This window comes from Bernardetia sp. (genome assembly GCF_020630935.1).
GTDB lineage: Bacteria > Bacteroidota > Bacteroidia > Cytophagales > Bernardetiaceae > Bernardetia.
Window position 1 is genome coordinate 33,385 of record NZ_JAHDIG010000034.1, and the last position, 16,411, is coordinate 49,795.

Below are 16,411 nucleotides of genomic sequence, written 5' to 3' on the forward strand. Positions count from 1 at the left end.
TTCGCTAACTCTAAAATGTTTATTGTTTTATGAGAAGGCAGCGTTTTTTGATAGAAGTAAATCAATGAAAGTTTTATTTCATAGATAGAATAAAAGTATAAAATACGATAACTCTCTTAGCTTTAAATACTTATGCAGCGAACCCTTTTCGCCCAACCAAATTTTACATTGTATTTGCACATTGCAAAATCTTTATTTTCTTACTCTTTTGTTCGTTTCTTGATAGCTACTCTTGGCTGTTTGCTCATTACAAAGGCAGCCCAAGCCCAAGATACAACAACAGTAAACAATATAGATTCCCTTCTTTTCTTAGATAAGAATGTAAAACCTTATACAGAAGAAGGGCAAACGCAAAATCCTCTGTTAGAGCCAGATTTAGAATCTCCTCTACTTCAACTTCCAGACCCAAGAAGTTTGGATGCTGTTTATCGATTAGATGAAAGTGGCGAATTTTATGATGTTTTGCGTCGTGATGCGCCCAATTCTTACACACCTATTGGCAGAATATCGGTAGAAGATTATGCAAAACTCAAAGCCTACTACGATGATGTAGCATATTACAAAGAAAAAATACAAGCTGCTGATGTAAATACATCTAATGCCACCACAAGTAAAGTCCCAAAAATTGAAGTGGCTCTGCCTTCTGGTTTAGGACGACTTTTGGGAGGAGATAAAATTGAAATTCAGCCAACTGGTTCAGTTTTGTTAGATTTTGGTGGAAAATGGCAAAGAATAGACAATCCTCAAATTCCTGTTCGTCAGCAGCGCAATGGAGGAATCAATTTTGACCAGCGTATTCAGTTTTCTATTTTAGGAAAGCTAGGAGAAAAAATGCAACTCAATGCCAACTTCGATACAAAGGCAGCTTTTCAGTTCGAAAATCGTTTTAATCAAGGTTATACAGGTTATGAAGAGGATATTGTTCAGCAAGTTCAGTTTGGAAATGTAAGCCTTGCTACTTCCAACACGCTCATTACAGGAAGTCAGAATCTGATGGGTATTACTACTCGCTTGCGTTTTGGAAAACTTTGGCTCAATACGCTTGTAGCAAATCAAAGAGGTGTTTCAGAAAGTATTACGATTCGAAACGGAGCGCAAGGACAAGAGTTTGAAATTCGTGCAGACCAATATGAAGATAATCAACACTTTTTCTTAGGACAGTTTTTTAGAGATAATTATGAACAGGCTTTGCGTGCTGTACCAAGTGTTGTTTCTGGGGTCAATATTACTCGTGTGGAAGTTTATATAACCAATCGTAACAACGATACTGAAACGCTTCGTAATATCATTGGTTTTATGGATTTGGGAGAAGGTGCGCCATACAGAGAACGTTTTAATGGACAAGGAGGCGTAGCAAGAAATGAAGCAAACAATCTTTTTGAACAAGTAAGAACACTCAACAGAACACCAGACCAACTCACACAACTTTTAGAAAGTGGTGCATTTAATCTTGAAAACGGAACAGACTATTCTTTCCTTCGTTCGGCAAGAAAACTAAGTAATAACGAATTTACGTTTCACCCACAACTCGGTTATATTTCATTACAACAACCTCTTAGAAATGACGAAATTTTAGCTGTAGCTTATGAATATACCTACAATGGACAAATTTTTAAAGTAGGAGAGCTAACAGAAGACTACCAAAATCGTGATGCCAATGATGCCATTTTTATGAAATTATTGAGTCCCCCAACAATTAGAACCGATTTGCCATTGTGGGATTTGATGATGAAAAATATTTATTCTTTGCAAGCGACACAACTTCGTCCAGAAAACTTCCAATTGCAAGTAATTTATCGTGATGATATTACAGGAATTGACAATCCAAGTTTGCACGAGGGAAGAAATACAGAAGATGTTCCTTTGGTTCAATTAATGAACTTAGACAGACTTAATCCAAACCTTGACCCACAAGTAGATGGAAATTTTGACTACTTGGAAAATATTACAGTACAATCTGACCAAGCGAGAATTATTTTCCCAGTTGTAGAGCCGTTTGGAGATAAAATGCTAGAATATTTTGACCCAGTAGCTGAAGTAGATTTGATTGAGAAATATGTTTTTAATGAACTCTACGACGGTACGCAAGCCGATGCTGTTCTTTATGCTAATAAGAGTAAGTATTTTCTAAAAGGTTCGTATCAGAGTGCTGGAGGAAATGAGGTCGTCTTACCAGGTATTAATATTTCGGAAGGTTCAGTTATGGTGCGTGCAGGCTCAGTTATGCTTTCCGAAGGTGCTGATTATACCGTAGATTATCAGTTTGGTAGAGTCAGAATTTTGAATGAAGGCGTTTTAGCATCTGGAAAAGATATTACCATCCAATATGAAAGAGCTGATTTGTTTAGTGTACAACAGCGAAATATTATGGGAATTGATGCTGAATATATTTTAAACAAGGATGTCAAATTTTCTGGAACACTTCTTCACCTGAACGAACGACCTGTTATTACTCGTGTTACAACTGGTTTAGAGCCTGTTAGAAATACAATGATAGGTGCAACAGCAAGTATTCAGAAAGAATCTGGTTTCCTTACAAGAATGGTAGATGCTATTCCAGGGCTTGATACCAAAGAAAAATCAACCATCACTTTTAGAGGTGAGTACGCTCAACTCATACCAGGAGAGAACAACGTTATTAAGCGAAACGGTGGAGAAGCTGCTTCCTATGTAGATGATTTTGAAAGTAGTGAAATTCCGTATGACCTCACTCGCCAGCCTGTTACGTGGAAATTAGGAGCTACTCCACAGCTTTTCCGTCCAGAAAATGGTTTTGATTCGTTGAATTATTCTTACAAAAGAGCTAAAATGTCGTGGCATACGGTTGATGTAACAGCATTTTATGACAACAGTTTGGTAAGTCAGACGCCAGACAATATTACAGACCAAGATAAACAAAATCATTATGTTCGTCAGATTCCGTTTGATGAAATTTTCCAACAGCGAGACAATCAGCAAATCAATCCACCAGAAATTACATTCGATTTAGCTTATTATCCATCTTATCCAGGGCAGTACAATTACAACCCAGAACTCAATGTAGATGGAACGCTTCGCAATCCAAGAGAAAATTTTGCAGCTATTACGAAGGGAATTACCTATAATGTCGATTTTGATAATATCAATGTTCAGTACATAGAATTTTGGCTAATGGATCCATTTATTCAAAGCCAAAATGGACGTATTGAAACACCAGAAGGACAAGGAGTTCCAAATAGCACAGGAGGAAAGTTTTATATCAACTTAGGAAATATTTCAGAAGATGTAATTCCTGATAGAAGACACGGTTTTGAAAATGGTTTGCCTGTCAATGATAACGAACTTGACGACGTAGAAGAAACAGCGTGGGGACGAGTAACTACACAACAATATTTGACAGATGCTTTTGCAGCCGAAGACGGAGCAAGAGCAAGACAAGATGTAGGACTAGACGGACTAGACGACGAAGCAGAACGTAGTTACTTTAGAGAATACTTAAATGCTGTACAACCAAGGTTAAGTGCATCAGCTTTTCAAAGACTAGAAGCAGACCCTTCAAAAGATAATTTTAGATATTATTTGGGAGGAGAACAAGACGATAATAATCGCAAAATCTTAGGACGTTATTTTGATTTCAATGGAATGGAAGGCAACTCGCCAGCCAATGCAGGAACAGCTTCTGCCACCACACTGCCAGACAATGAAGATTTGAACCGAGACAATACACTTTCAGATTTGGATGGTTATTATCAATATGAAGTAGATTTACGTCCGAATCAATTAGAAAGCAATCGTTACGTAGTGGATAAAGTAACGGTTGAGCGCAATGGCGACCAAGTAAATTGGTATCAATTCCGTATTCCAATCCGTGAATTTGATGATAAAATTGGTAGTATTGATGGTTTTAAGTCTATCCGTTTTATTCGTCTCTTTATGACTGATTGGGAACAGCCAGTAGTGATGCGTATGGCACATTTTCAGTTTGTGGGAGCGCAATGGAGACCTTATTTCTCAACGCTTCAAGACGAAGGATTGGCTCGCCCAGTTGAACCTTATGACCCACAGTTTACTATTTCTACAGTAAATATTGAGGAAAATGGAAGTGATGCAGCACCTAACTCTCAAGGCATTTCGTATGCTCTTCCTCCCGACTTTGTACGTGATACTGACCCAACTTCTATTACACAAGCTCGCTTAAACGAACAGTCTTTACAGCTTTGTGTAGAAGATTTGCAAGATGGAGATAGCCGTGCAGCGTATAAAAATATCATTTTCGATTTTGTATTTTATAAGCGAATCAAAATGTTTTTACACGCCAATAGTGCCACAGCACAAAATGGAGAAGTAACAGCATTCCTTCGTTTAGGAACAGATTTTAAAGAAAACTATTATGAAATTGAAGTTCCTCTGACAATGTCGGCAGCAGGCTCTTCACTTACCAATCAAATTTGGCTACAAGAAAACGAAATCGATTTGCCTTTTGATGCCCTCTACGACACCAAAACGGAACGCAATGCAAGTGGACTAAGTGTAAGAGTGCCTTATGAGCGAATTTATGAAAAGTATAAATTGCGTGTCGTCGGAAATCCAGACCTTAGTAGTGTACAGCTTATTATGATAGGAATTCGAAATCCGAAAACATTAGACGAACAGCCAAAATCTGTTTGTGTGTGGGCAAACGAACTTCGTGTAACCGATTTTAATAAAGAAGGTGGTTGGGCGACGAATCTCCAACTTCAAACACAACTTGCAGATTTTGCAACTGTAAATGCAGCTTTGCGATACAGCACACCATTTTTTGGAGGAATACAAGACCGAATTTCAGAAAGAACTAGAGAAACAAGTTTATTCTACGACGTTTCGGCAGCGACACAACTGGATAAAATATTTTTAAACCGTGTTGGAATTTCACTTCCATTATTTGTGGGATACGAACAAACTAGAATAACACCACTTTTCAATCCACTTGACCCAGATATTAGGTTAGAACGTTCCTTAGAAACTTCTTTTGATAACGAAGAAGCAAGGCGAGAATATAGAAATTTGGTGCAAGATAGACATACAAGAAGAAGCATAAACTTGACCAATGTTCGAAAACAGCGAATGAATCCAGAGGCAAAAGTAGATTTTTGGGATATTGAAAATTTTGCAGCCTCGTTGTCTTACAATGATTCTAAGCGAACCAATATTAGACTTGCCACAGATGAGCTTCGTGAAACACGATTTGGCTTAGTCTATAATTATGGATTTCAAATAGAACCGTTTGAGCCATTTAAAAAGAATGAGCTTCTCAATGCGCCATATCTCAAATTTATTAGAGATTTTAATTTCAATTATTTACCAAATAATATTACCGTTACAGGGCAAGTCAATCGTCGTTTTATGAAAACACAATACCGAAATGCCCAATTAACAACAGATGGTGTAGCTCCATTTTTCCAAAAATCATTTTTCTTTGATAGAAATTATGCTGTTCAGTGGAATTTTACAAAGAGTTTGTTAGCAGACTATAATGCCACAGCTTCGGCAATCATAGATGAACCAGCAGGAGAACTCAACACACAGGAAAAACGAGATTCGGTTTGGACAAACATCCAAAACTTAGGGCGTATGAAATTCTTTACCCAAGCTACTACTTTGAATTATCGTGTTCCTTTAGATAAATTCCCTGCCATAGATTTCTTAAACGCCGACCTTCGCCGTTCGTCTAACTATACGTGGACTGCTAATGCTGTTGGAGTTGCCGATACATTGGGTAATATGGCAAGAAGTAGTAGTCAGTTTTTGGTCAATGGACAAATCGATATGCAAAAACTTTATAACAAAAGCCCGTATTTGAGAGAAATTACAGCTCCAAAACGAACAGGTAGAGGAAATCAAAACAATTCGACTTCTCGTCCAACAGCCTCGCCAAAACAAAAACGTCTAGAATACAGAATCAAGAAATTGAGAGATAAAAAAACGAGGAAAAATAAAGTTAGAAATATTAAATTAGATAGGCTTGTCGACTCTGTTTTGGTAGATACCATAATGGTAGCACAATTAGATTCTTCCAAAATGGATAAAATCAATGAAAAGTATGATAAGAGAATAGCCAAACTGAGTGAAAGACAACAGCGCATTGAAGAAAAACTAAAAGCCGAACGAGAGAAGCAAAAAGGCAAAAAAGGAGGTTCATCTGGAGGTGGAGTTGGCGAAGGTGCAGTAAAAGCATTACTTTCTGTAAAGCGAATTACCTTTAATTATTCCATCAATGGAAATACAATGCTGCCAAATCTCTTAACAACGCCATCGTATTTCGGACTAGACCAAAACTTTGCAGCCCCTGGGTTGCCGTTTGTATTGGGAAGCCAAAGCCGAGACAATATTTTGGATATGGCAAACAATGGGTATCTGTCGCAGTCAGCAGCACAGACCAATCCGATTGTACAAGACCAAGCCAAAACGCTTAGTTTGCGTGTAGATGTAGAGCCGTTTAAAGATTTTCAGTTGCAGGTAGAAGGGCAGCGCACACAAGGAGCAAACTATTCTGAGGTCTTGCGTTATGACCCATTCACAGACGATTATATTTCTGAAACTGCTGTTCGAACAGGTAATTACAATATCTCATATTTCAGTATGGCAACAGCTTTCACAGGAGATGATGAGTTTGGAAATTCACCTTTGTTTGATGATTTCATTGCTGCTAGAAATGAAGTAAAAGCAACTTTAGATGCTGAAAATCCAACAGGAGACTATGCTCTTGGTTCACAAGATGTCTTGATTCCATCGTTTTTATCTGCTTACTCTGGTAGAAGCACTACATCGGAGTTTCCACGCATTCCATTACCAAACTGGAGACTTACCTACAACGGACTTACGAATTTGGAAGTATTCAAAGACCGTTTCCGTTCTATCAGCATTACGCACGGCTATCAATCCACGTATGCTGTGGGAAGCTATACATCTTCACTTTTGTATGATTTCTCGTATTTGAATTTGGGAATTACAGAATATAACGTGCCACTTGCCGATATCATAGACCCAGAAACTGGAGAGTTACAACCTGTGTTTGTAGTCAATCAAGTCAGTATTAGTGAGCGTTTTAGTCCACTTATCGGAATTAATATCCGTACCAACAACGATATTACGTTCCGTTTCAATTTCAATAAAGACCGTATGTTGTCTCTTAATCTTTCCAATTCACAGCTTGCCGAGCAGCGCAACAATGATTTTGTGTTTGATGTCGGTTTTGTAAGAAAAGGCGTTAAGATTCCATTTACGGACGTAGTCTTGAAAAATGATTTAACGTTCCGTTGTGCCGTTACGCTTCGTGATACAAAAGTTATCCAGCGAAAAATAGACACTGACGGCACACAAGACAGCGACTTTACAGGTGGTAATTTCAACTTACAGTTCAAGCCTACACTTGCCTATATGGTCAATCAGCGTGTAAACCTAACAGCTTATTTTGATAGAGCCATCAACCGACCACGTCTTAGTAATTCGTTCCCACGTTATAATACGGCGTTTGGTGTGCAGGTGAGGTTTAATTTGGCGCAGTAGGTTTTTTGTTTTTTTTTGATGTTCTGTTCTGTGTGCCACAGAACAGGGGGGAGGTAATGTTGAATTTGTTTATATTTGAAATTAAATCTATATTAGTAAAATACAAATTATTCTAAAAATGTACAATAAATATGAAAATTCGCATAATATGTTATTCTGAAGTAGGAAAAACTTTGGTAAATAGTAAATCTAAGTTTCAAGGTTTCTTATGTACAAACTTTGGAGGAGATTTGGAAAGTAATAGTGCAGGAGATATGATAAAATTTCCTCTAGGCAGCTTAATTGTGTCTGACTTTGAGAGCAAAATAGCAAGGGTAGATAAGTTCTATACCATTGACGTAAATTTAGATGATAAAGATGATATTAAACAATCCTGTGATTTTAGAGAAGAGTTGATATATTTTTGCAAACAAAATATGGAGTTTGAATCTGTTATTTTAGTTTCAGATGATATATCTAAGAAAATAGGACAACTTATATTTCCTCTTATACAAGATATAGAATCTTTAGGTAGAAAGTTTCTTGCAGAATTTTTCTATACACAAAAAGGAACTAATTGGTTAGAACAAGAACGTTCGTTATCTGACAATGCAAAATCTCAGATAAAAGAAAGACACAAAGAGGAAATAAGTAGTAAGAAAGAACTGAGAGGGTTTGTTTTAGCTGATTCTACATTGATGTTTATAGATTTCAGACATATTTCAGATATAATTATGTCTTCTGAACATCATTTTTCTGTGAAAGAATTAATAGGTAGAATAAGAGGTGCATCAGATATTAGTTCTTTACAAGACCAAATTAAAACTACACATGAGCAATTCTTTCAACAGTTTTTTGAGAAAAAATTTGAAGAAAAATGGACGTATATTGGTAAAATTAGAAATGCAGTAGCACACATGAGGTATTTGCATATAAAAGATTATGAAAAAACCTTAGAGATAAAAGAAGAATTATTATCTATTTTTAATGCTGCAACTAGGGAACTTTCTTCTTTAGAACCACAAGAAGAGTTAATAAACAGAATTATAAATTTTGATTCTACCGAAAAAAAAGTGGAATCTACTTCCGAACAAGAAAATGATACTGCAATCAAAAAACCTACTGATATTATATATGATTTAATAATAAGTTTTGATGAATATGCAGAAAGTAGAGGTTGGGAGTTCTTGGGACTTACTCAATTTCTAGAGTATGCTGAAAATGAGACAAAATTTGAAAGATTTAGAGTGAAAGAGTTGATTAGTTTATTAATATTGTCAGGCAGAATAGAAATAGAGAAGAAAGAAAACTATTTTAATGATATGGGAACTTCTGCAATTAAAATTCTTAATTAATTTAACTACTTCCATGTTCTGTGGCACACAGAACACTCATACCAAAACACCAACGTCATAAATAAACAAATATGGATATATTTCATCGTCCTAGAAAGTCAAAAATGGTTTTAGATGAAGTTTATTTTTGGACGGATTCAGTAAAAGATTGGCATAAGCTATTCAAACTAGAAAAATACAAAGTTTTGATAATTGACATATTGCGTGAGTTGGTCAAAAGAGGTCATATAAAAGTATATGCCTTTGTAATTATGCCTAACCATTTACATATTGTTTGGAAACTTCTGAAAAAGAACGGAAAAGAAATGCCTCATGCTTCGTTCAATAAGAAAACAGCTCATTTGATTATGAAAGACCTAAAAGAGAATCATAAACGAGTAGTTCCTTATTTTGAAGTACAAGAAACAGAGAGAATGCACAGAATTTGGCAACGTTACCCTTTAGCTGTCTTGATGGATTATAAGTGGAAAGTAGAGCAGAAAATTGATTATATTCATAACAATCCATTACAAGACCATTGGAATTTGGCTAAATATCCAGAGGAATATAAATGGTCTTCGGCTAAGTTTTATGAAGAAGGAATAGATGAATTTGATTTTTTGACAGATTATAGGGAAGTATTTTGAATGTTATTTTATTCTGTTCTGACAGAACAGGTGAAAGAGGTACAAGGAAGAGAGTAAATATTTCAAAAATAAAATCATAGTTTTATGAACTGGTTACATCAAAAAATAGACGAAGTTTTCATCAGAATGAAAAAAGAGGAATTTGCTATGACGGTTGAAGATTATCATTTTCCAAAAGAAATGATTGAGAGTGAAGACCCAAAAAATAAAAGCCTCAAAGTATGGAAACCCACTCCTAGTACAATTACAGACGAAGAGTTAGACGAGTTGGAAAGTAAAATAAGTAAGAAGCTACCCAAATCGTACAGAGAGTTTTTGAAGTATAAATTCTTTAATGAGTTTATGCTAGAAGATTATAGCATCGTATTTCCTTCAAATTTACCTAACAAAGCAATCCCTAAACTTTTTGAAAAAACAGAGTTATTTGATGGAGACTTGGATAGTAGAGGTTATATTTATTTTGCAGATTTCAATGATGGTGGATTTCTTTGTTTTGATACAAACCAAGAGAGAGAAGACAACGAATATCCTGTTGTGATGATTGACCACGAAGATACTGAAACGCCACACTTGTATGCTGAAAACTTTAGAGATTTATTAGCAAGTGATGCAGACAGAAGTAACAGATTTATAGAATATTTGAATGAATTTGATAGGAAAAGGTGGGCTAAAGAGTAGCATATCTTATAAACTATTTCAATACTAAAGCCAAGTTTCCTAAAAATAAGATTTAGGAAACTTGGTTATAAGCCATATTACTATTCCCCCTCCAAAAGCTCATCCAAAATTTTCTGTGCAGCTTTTGCGATGACTGTACCTGGTCCAAAGACAGCCGAAACCCCTTTGTCATACAAGAAATCATAGTCTTTTGGAGGAATTACGCCTCCAGCTACCACCATAATATCTTCTCTACCAATTTTTTTGAGTTCTTCTATCAGCGAAGGAACGAGCGTTTTGTGTCCAGCAGCTAGAGAGGAAGCTCCCACAATATGCACATCGTTTTCAGCAGCCTGTTTGGCTACTTCTTGTGGCGTCTGGAAAAGAGGACTTATATCCACATCAAAACCTAAATCTGCAAAACTGGTCGCAATTACTTTTGCGCCACGGTCGTGTCCGTCTTGTCCCATTTTGGCAATCAAAATACGTGGTCTGCGTCCTTCTACTTCTGCAAACTCATCAGAGCGTTTTTTAGCAAGCTCAAAATCGTTGTTTTTAGAATCTGTTGATTTATCCATCTCATTAGAATACATTCCTGCTACCAGTTTGGTTTGTGCTTGATAACGTCCAAAGACATTTTCTAGTGCGTCCGAAATTTCGCCTAATGTAGCTCGTTCTCGTGCTGCATCCACAGCAAGAGCTAGTAGATTTCCATTTTCATTTTTAGCTGCCTCAGTTAGTTTTTGAAGAGTGATTTGTACTTTTTCTTCGTTGCGTTTTTCCTTTACGTCTTTTAGCCTTTTGAGTTGAGACTCTCTTACTGCTACATTATCTACATCCAAAACATCAATTTCCATATTCTCATCTTCCACTACATATTTATTTACGCCTACAATCGTATCTTTTTTTCCGTCTATACGTGCCTGTTTTCGTGCAGCAGCTTCTTCAATTCTGAGTTTCGGAATACCTGCCTCAATCGCTTTTGTCATTCCTCCTAAAGATTCTACTTCTTCTATCAGTTCCCACGCACGAGTAGCAAGGTCATGGGTTAAGTTCTCTACATATTCAGAGCCTGCAAATGGGTCAATGGCTTTTGTTATATCAGTGTTGTTCTGAATAAATAACTGCGTGTTTCGTGCAATTCGTGCTGAAAAATCTGTTGGAAGTGCTATTGCCTCGTCTAGTGAGTTGGTGTGTAAAGATTGTGTTCCTCCAAAAACGGCTGCTAAGGCTTCAATCGTAGTGCGAGTTACGTTATTAAAAGGGTCTTGTTCTGTCAAAGACCAACCCGAAGTCTGGCAATGTGTACGAAGTGCCATAGATTTTGAATTTTTAGGCTCAAACTGCTTAATAATATTTGCCCAAAGCCAACGCCCAGCACGCATTTTAGCAATTTCCATAAAGGTATTCATTCCAATAGCCCAAAAGAACGATAAACGAGGAGCAAAATCATCAATATCTAGTCCTGCTTCAATACCTTTTCGCACATATTCTAATCCATCTGCTAACGTATAAGCAAGTTCTATATCTGCTGTTGCTCCTGCTTCTTGCATGTGATAACCACTAATACTGATAGAATTGAATTTTGGCATTTTATCAGCCGTATAACGAAAAATATCGGCAATAATTCGCATACTTGGCGTAGGTGGATAGATATACGTATTACGAACCATAAACTCCTTCAAAATATCATTCTGAATCGTCCCACTTAGTTTTTCTGCTGAAACGCCTTGCTCTTCTGCTGCTACGATATAAAATGCCATAATGGGCAATACAGCACCGTTCATCGTCATCGAAACTGACATTTCATCTAGTGGGATTTGGTCAAAAAGGATTTTCATATCCTCTACACTATCAATCGCCACTCCAGCCTTTCCCACATCACCTACCACACGAGGATGATCAGAGTCATAACCACGGTGTGTAGCCAAATCAAAAGCTACTGAAAGTCCTTTTTGCCCTGCTGCCAAATTACGACGATAAAAAGCATTGGATTCTTCTGCCGTTGAAAACCCTGCATACTGCCTAACAGTCCAAGGACGAACAGCGTACATCGTAGGATAAGGACCACGCAAAAAGGGAGGAATACCTGCTTGATACTCTAAATGAGAAAGCTTTTCAGTATCTTCTTTTGTATAAAAAGGCTTTACATCAATTTTTTCGGGCGTCTCCCATACTGGCAGCTCTTTTGGAAGCTCTTTTTTTGCTTCTTTGGCTTTTTTTGAGGCTCTTGTTTTTAGCTCTTGAAGTGTGATATTTTTGAAGTCCATGGTATTTGCTAAAGTCTTAGTGTTGAGGGTAGCACAACCAAATTAGTATTCCTACTTTTGTTTGTCTCAATTTTTACTTAAAATTGACAAAAAATTAGCGATTTAAAAAATTCCACCATTCATAATGGCTTTATTTAAAAAATAATCCTTTTTTGATTCAAAAAATAATTGAAAAATCCGTATTATTGTATCTAACACTATTAATACAAAGTACACTACTCATATAAAAAAATAGCTTCATTCAAGAATAGAAATTGAATTATTTATGGCAAATTCGACTCAAAATACAGACAATATCGACTTAGTTATGCTTGTAGATGATAATGATACAGACAACTTTATCAGTAAACGTATCATCGAATTAACAGGCTTTGCAAACGAAGTGGTTACCAAAAATTCAGGAAAAAGTGCATTAGAATATCTAAAAGAAAATCAAGATGACGAATCAAGACTCCCTGATTTGATATTTTTGGATATAAATATGCCTATCGTTGATGGTTTTATTTTTCTCTATGAGTTCGGACAAATGCCAGCGTCTATACATAAAAAATGTCGTATTTCTGTTCTTTCTAGTTCCGACAACAAGCGTGATATTGATAGAATTGTAGGAAATGAATATGTAATCAAATTTACAACAAAGCCACTTACAGAAGATGCTCTAAATGCAGTAAAAGAAGTTTGGCTCAAACAAAGGTAGAATCAACATCATTTTTTAATGATATTGTGTTTTTTACAAAACTTTTAAGTAATTTCTAGCGTTTATCTTTTGCAACTCAGTTGCATTTACTATCTTTGCATACCATAAAATCAGCAAGTTAAAAAACGCTATGACTTATTATTTGTCTTTAAAAAACAAAATTAAAACGATTAATTCAGACTTCGTAGGAGCAATGAGTGCCTTTTTGTGCATTGTTCATTGTGCTATTGTACCTATTCTGATGGGTTTTCACTCAGTTTATTATGCAGGCGATGTACTGTCTTCACAAGTAGAAGTAGAGCACTCACATACTCATTTTTCTATAACATCATCTTTCAATGATATCTATTGGCATTCTTTAGATTATTTTTTTATCGTTATTACTTTAGTAGCAGTATTTTTTGCAACTCGTAAAAGTATAGTTTCTTGGATAAAAATAGGACTTTGGAGCTGTGCGAGTCTTTTTGTGGTTTCTATTTTATTAGAAAATTTTATTGAAGGCATAGAATATTTAGCATATTTTGCTTCTTTTCTTCTTATCATTTTTCATTTTCTCAATCAGCGTTTGAGCAAGAATTTAGTAAATCATTCTAATAAAGAGGAACTAAATTTAGACTTAGATAGTTTTGATAATACTGTTTTAGATGCAAAAATTGAATCTGAGAAAGCAAGAAAAATGAGCTGTGCTTGTTAATTTGCTTTTAACATAAAAAAATATTTTTCATAATTTATTGAAGATCAAATAAATAGAAAAAAACTTGCAGAAATATTTCCAAAAAAGATATTTATCTATTGAATATTAAAAAAACAGTCGTATCTTTGCATCACCATTAAGGAAAAAGGGGGTTGAAAGTAAACTCTTTTACAATAAAATATAAGCGAAAGTAGCTCAGCTGGTAGAGCGCAACCTTGCCAAGGTTGAGGTCGCGAGTTCGAACCTCGTCTTTCGCTCAATTTTTACAGACTTTACATATAGAATTATTTGTTGATTTTTTAATAAAAATTTTTCTTCGTAAAAACTTTGTAAAAATTATTAAACATTAAACTTTTAATAGAAAAAGTTAAATTCAACACCACGCTGGGATGGTGGAACTGGTAGACACGCAGGACTTAAAATCCTGTGCCTTAATCGGCGTGTGGGTTCGATTCCCACTCCTAGTACAGAGTTAAAGACATATCCAAACGGATATGTCTTTTTTTTTGCCACTGTAAATGGATAGAAAACCTATCTAACTGGGTAGCTTTAGTAAAAATAGTTGCCAAAAGTCAAGTAAGAGGAGAACAAATATGCTATTATATTTCAATCATCAAAAACTTGAGTGCAGGAAAAGCTTATCAATTGGCTAGAGGATATTGGGCTATTGAAAACAAACTACATTGGTAGCTAGATTTGATTTTAAAATAAGAACAAAAAAGAAAGCAAAAAGATAATTCCATTTATAATTCATCTTTAAACAGAAAAATAATCTTGAATACTGCTAAAATGTATGACAAAAAATTAAGTACCAAGAAAATGTTAAACAAAATAAATTGGAATCCTAAATATGCTAGAAAACTTTTTTAAAAAACTTTTCTATAATAGTGCATTTAGTTTGGTCTAGCAACAGCATACTAGACAGTTATTCATATTTTGATTAGTTTTGTTGATGGAAAAACTTGATATTCGAACAGTAGATGTTATTCAGTATGTACAACCCTTACGAGAGGGAGGTTCACTTCCTGCTATTGTCAGAGCTGATGATGATTTCTTATATGTTTTAAAATTTAGAGGAGCTGGGCAGGGAAAAATGGCATTGATTGCAGAGTTTGTAGGTGGAGAAATGGCTAGAGCGATTGGCTTAAAAGTTCCAGAGCTAGTATTCATGAATCTTGATGACTCATTTAGTAAAACAGAACCTGATGAAGAAATTCAAGATTTACTCAAATTTAGTGTTGGTCTTAACCTTGGTTTACAGTTCTTATCTTCTGCTATCACATACGACCCACTAGTCAATGATGTAGATAGTATTACAGCTTCTAAAATTGTATTATTAGATAGTATCATCAGTAACATTGATAGAACAGATAAGAATACTAATTTATTATCTTGGAATAATGAATTATGGGTCATTGATAATGGAGCAAGTTTTTACTTTCATCATAACTGGGCGAATTGGAGAAGTCATTTATCAAGAACATTTCCTCTTGTTAAAGATCATGTGCTTCTACATAAAGCAGATAAACTACTTGAAGTTGCAATAGAAATCAAACATTTATTAACGTCTGAAAAAATTAATAATATTGTATCTTCTATTCCAAAAGATTGGCTCTATCTTGAGTCTGAAAGCATAACTCCTCAAGAGATGAGAGAGGCTTATATAGAATTTATAACTACTAAACTTGCTAATATTGATTTGTTAGTTAAAGAAGCTGCTGATGCAAGATAAATTTACATTCAAATATGCAATCATTCGTATTGTTCCAAAAGTAGAGCGAGAAGAATTCTTCAATGTTGGCGTTATCCTTTTTTGTAAAAGAAAAAAGTATATGGATATCAAATATAGTATAGACAAGGAAAAACTAAAGGCTTTTTCTTGTCAAGTAGAGTTAAACGTGCTAGAAGAGTATTTGAATGCTTGGAAGCTGATTTGTAAAGGGGATTCGTCCAGTGGGAAAATAGGACAATTAGAGATCTCTGAAAGATTTGGTTGGCTTACTGCTAGTAGAAGCACTATCATTCAAAGCTCAAAAACATATTCTGGTCTTCTCATTGAACCTCAAAAAATGTTAGATATTATATTTGAGAAGCATGTTCTGTAAAAAATCTAAATGATATCTATCAGACACATAGTTCTTTTACGGAATTAGAAATGATAAGGAAAGAAAATAAATACCTTAAAAACGAAGTAGAATTTCTAAAGCATCAATTAGAAATTACACAAAGTTTCTTAGAGAAAGCTTTAAGTAGGAAGTGAATCTTCTCAAATAGAAAGTATAAATACAAATAATGACTGTATAAAAAGAGGCTGTCCAAAATGGGCAGCCTTTTTATTTATTTTACTATTTAGCTTTATTCTATAACAACAGTGCGTGAATAAGAAGCACCATTTTGGTTGAATCTAATGAGGTAGATACCTTTAGAAACTCCTTGGATATCAACTACAAACTCTTGTTTGTCTTTTTCAAAAGTTTGTGCCTTCACTTTTCTACCAGAAGCATCAAAAATAGTTACCTCAGTATCATACGGTAGTAGGCTACCAAAACGAACATTGAATACCCCTCTACTTGGATTTGGATAAATACTGAATACCTCATTTTCTGCTC

General features: G+C 35.2%; 10 protein-coding genes and 2 tRNA genes. 10 read left to right on the plus strand and 2 right to left on the minus strand.

Annotated features, from left to right (window positions below; translation table 11 throughout):
* The first annotated feature begins 132 nt into the window (after nucleotides 1-132).
* From sprA to QZ659_RS10990, 4 genes are all read left to right on the plus strand, one after another.
* Nucleotides 133-7,524: a cell surface protein SprA gene (sprA, locus tag QZ659_RS10975; RefSeq protein ID WP_291725862.1), complete on the plus strand. Its 7,392-nt coding sequence runs from the start codon at nucleotides 133-135 to the stop codon at nucleotides 7,522-7,524.
* Between the two features lie 131 nt (nucleotides 7,525-7,655).
* A complete protein-coding gene (locus QZ659_RS10980; protein WP_291725863.1) occupies nucleotides 7,656-8,858 on the plus strand; it encodes a hypothetical protein in 1,203 nt (400 codons plus the stop codon).
* A 71-nt stretch (nucleotides 8,859-8,929) separates the two neighbouring features.
* The gene (locus tag QZ659_RS10985; protein WP_291725864.1) at nucleotides 8,930-9,484 is read left to right on the plus strand and encodes a transposase; all 555 of its coding nucleotides are present in this window, start codon (nucleotides 8,930-8,932) and stop codon (nucleotides 9,482-9,484) included.
* An 84-nt stretch (nucleotides 9,485-9,568) separates the two neighbouring features.
* Nucleotides 9,569-10,162: an SMI1/KNR4 family protein gene (locus QZ659_RS10990; protein WP_291725865.1), complete on the plus strand. Its 594-nt coding sequence runs from the start codon at nucleotides 9,569-9,571 to the stop codon at nucleotides 10,160-10,162.
* 80 nt (nucleotides 10,163-10,242) lie between these two features.
* Here QZ659_RS10990 and scpA read toward each other — a convergent pair whose 3' ends face one another.
* On the minus strand, nucleotides 10,243-12,411 hold the full coding sequence (scpA, locus tag QZ659_RS10995; protein ID WP_291725866.1) for a methylmalonyl-CoA mutase: 2,169 nt from the start codon (nucleotides 12,409-12,411) through the stop codon (nucleotides 10,243-10,245).
* 265 nt (nucleotides 12,412-12,676) lie between these two features.
* On the opposite strand from scpA, the gene QZ659_RS11000 reads away from it, so the two are divergent.
* The 6 genes from QZ659_RS11000 to QZ659_RS11025 all read left to right on the plus strand — a co-directional run bounded on the left by QZ659_RS11000 (nucleotide 12,677) and on the right by QZ659_RS11025 (nucleotide 15,907).
* Nucleotides 12,677-13,108 (plus strand): two-component system response regulator, encoded by a 432-nt coding sequence (locus tag QZ659_RS11000; RefSeq protein ID WP_291725867.1) that lies wholly within the window; start codon nucleotides 12,677-12,679, stop codon nucleotides 13,106-13,108.
* Between the two features lie 130 nt (nucleotides 13,109-13,238).
* Nucleotides 13,239-13,802, plus strand: coding sequence for a MerC domain-containing protein (locus QZ659_RS11005; RefSeq protein WP_291725868.1), 564 nt, complete (start codon nucleotides 13,239-13,241; stop codon nucleotides 13,800-13,802).
* A gap of 184 nt (nucleotides 13,803-13,986) precedes the next feature.
* A tRNA-Gly gene (locus QZ659_RS11010) sits at nucleotides 13,987-14,059 on the plus strand.
* A gap of 126 nt (nucleotides 14,060-14,185) precedes the next feature.
* A tRNA-Leu gene (locus QZ659_RS11015) sits at nucleotides 14,186-14,269 on the plus strand.
* Between the two features lie 485 nt (nucleotides 14,270-14,754).
* On the plus strand, nucleotides 14,755-15,534 hold the full coding sequence (locus QZ659_RS11020) for a HipA family kinase (RefSeq protein WP_291725869.1): 780 nt from the start codon (nucleotides 14,755-14,757) through the stop codon (nucleotides 15,532-15,534).
* Nucleotides 15,524-15,907: a DUF3037 domain-containing protein gene (locus QZ659_RS11025; RefSeq protein WP_291725870.1), complete on the plus strand. Its 384-nt coding sequence runs from the start codon at nucleotides 15,524-15,526 to the stop codon at nucleotides 15,905-15,907. The genes QZ659_RS11020 and QZ659_RS11025 overlap by 11 nt, the downstream gene beginning before the upstream one ends.
* 250 nt (nucleotides 15,908-16,157) lie before the next feature.
* On the opposite strand, the gene QZ659_RS11030 is transcribed toward QZ659_RS11025, so the two are convergent.
* Nucleotides 16,158-16,411, minus strand: a 254-nt coding sequence (locus QZ659_RS11030; protein WP_291725871.1) for a T9SS type A sorting domain-containing protein, incomplete at its 5' end; no start/stop codon positions are given.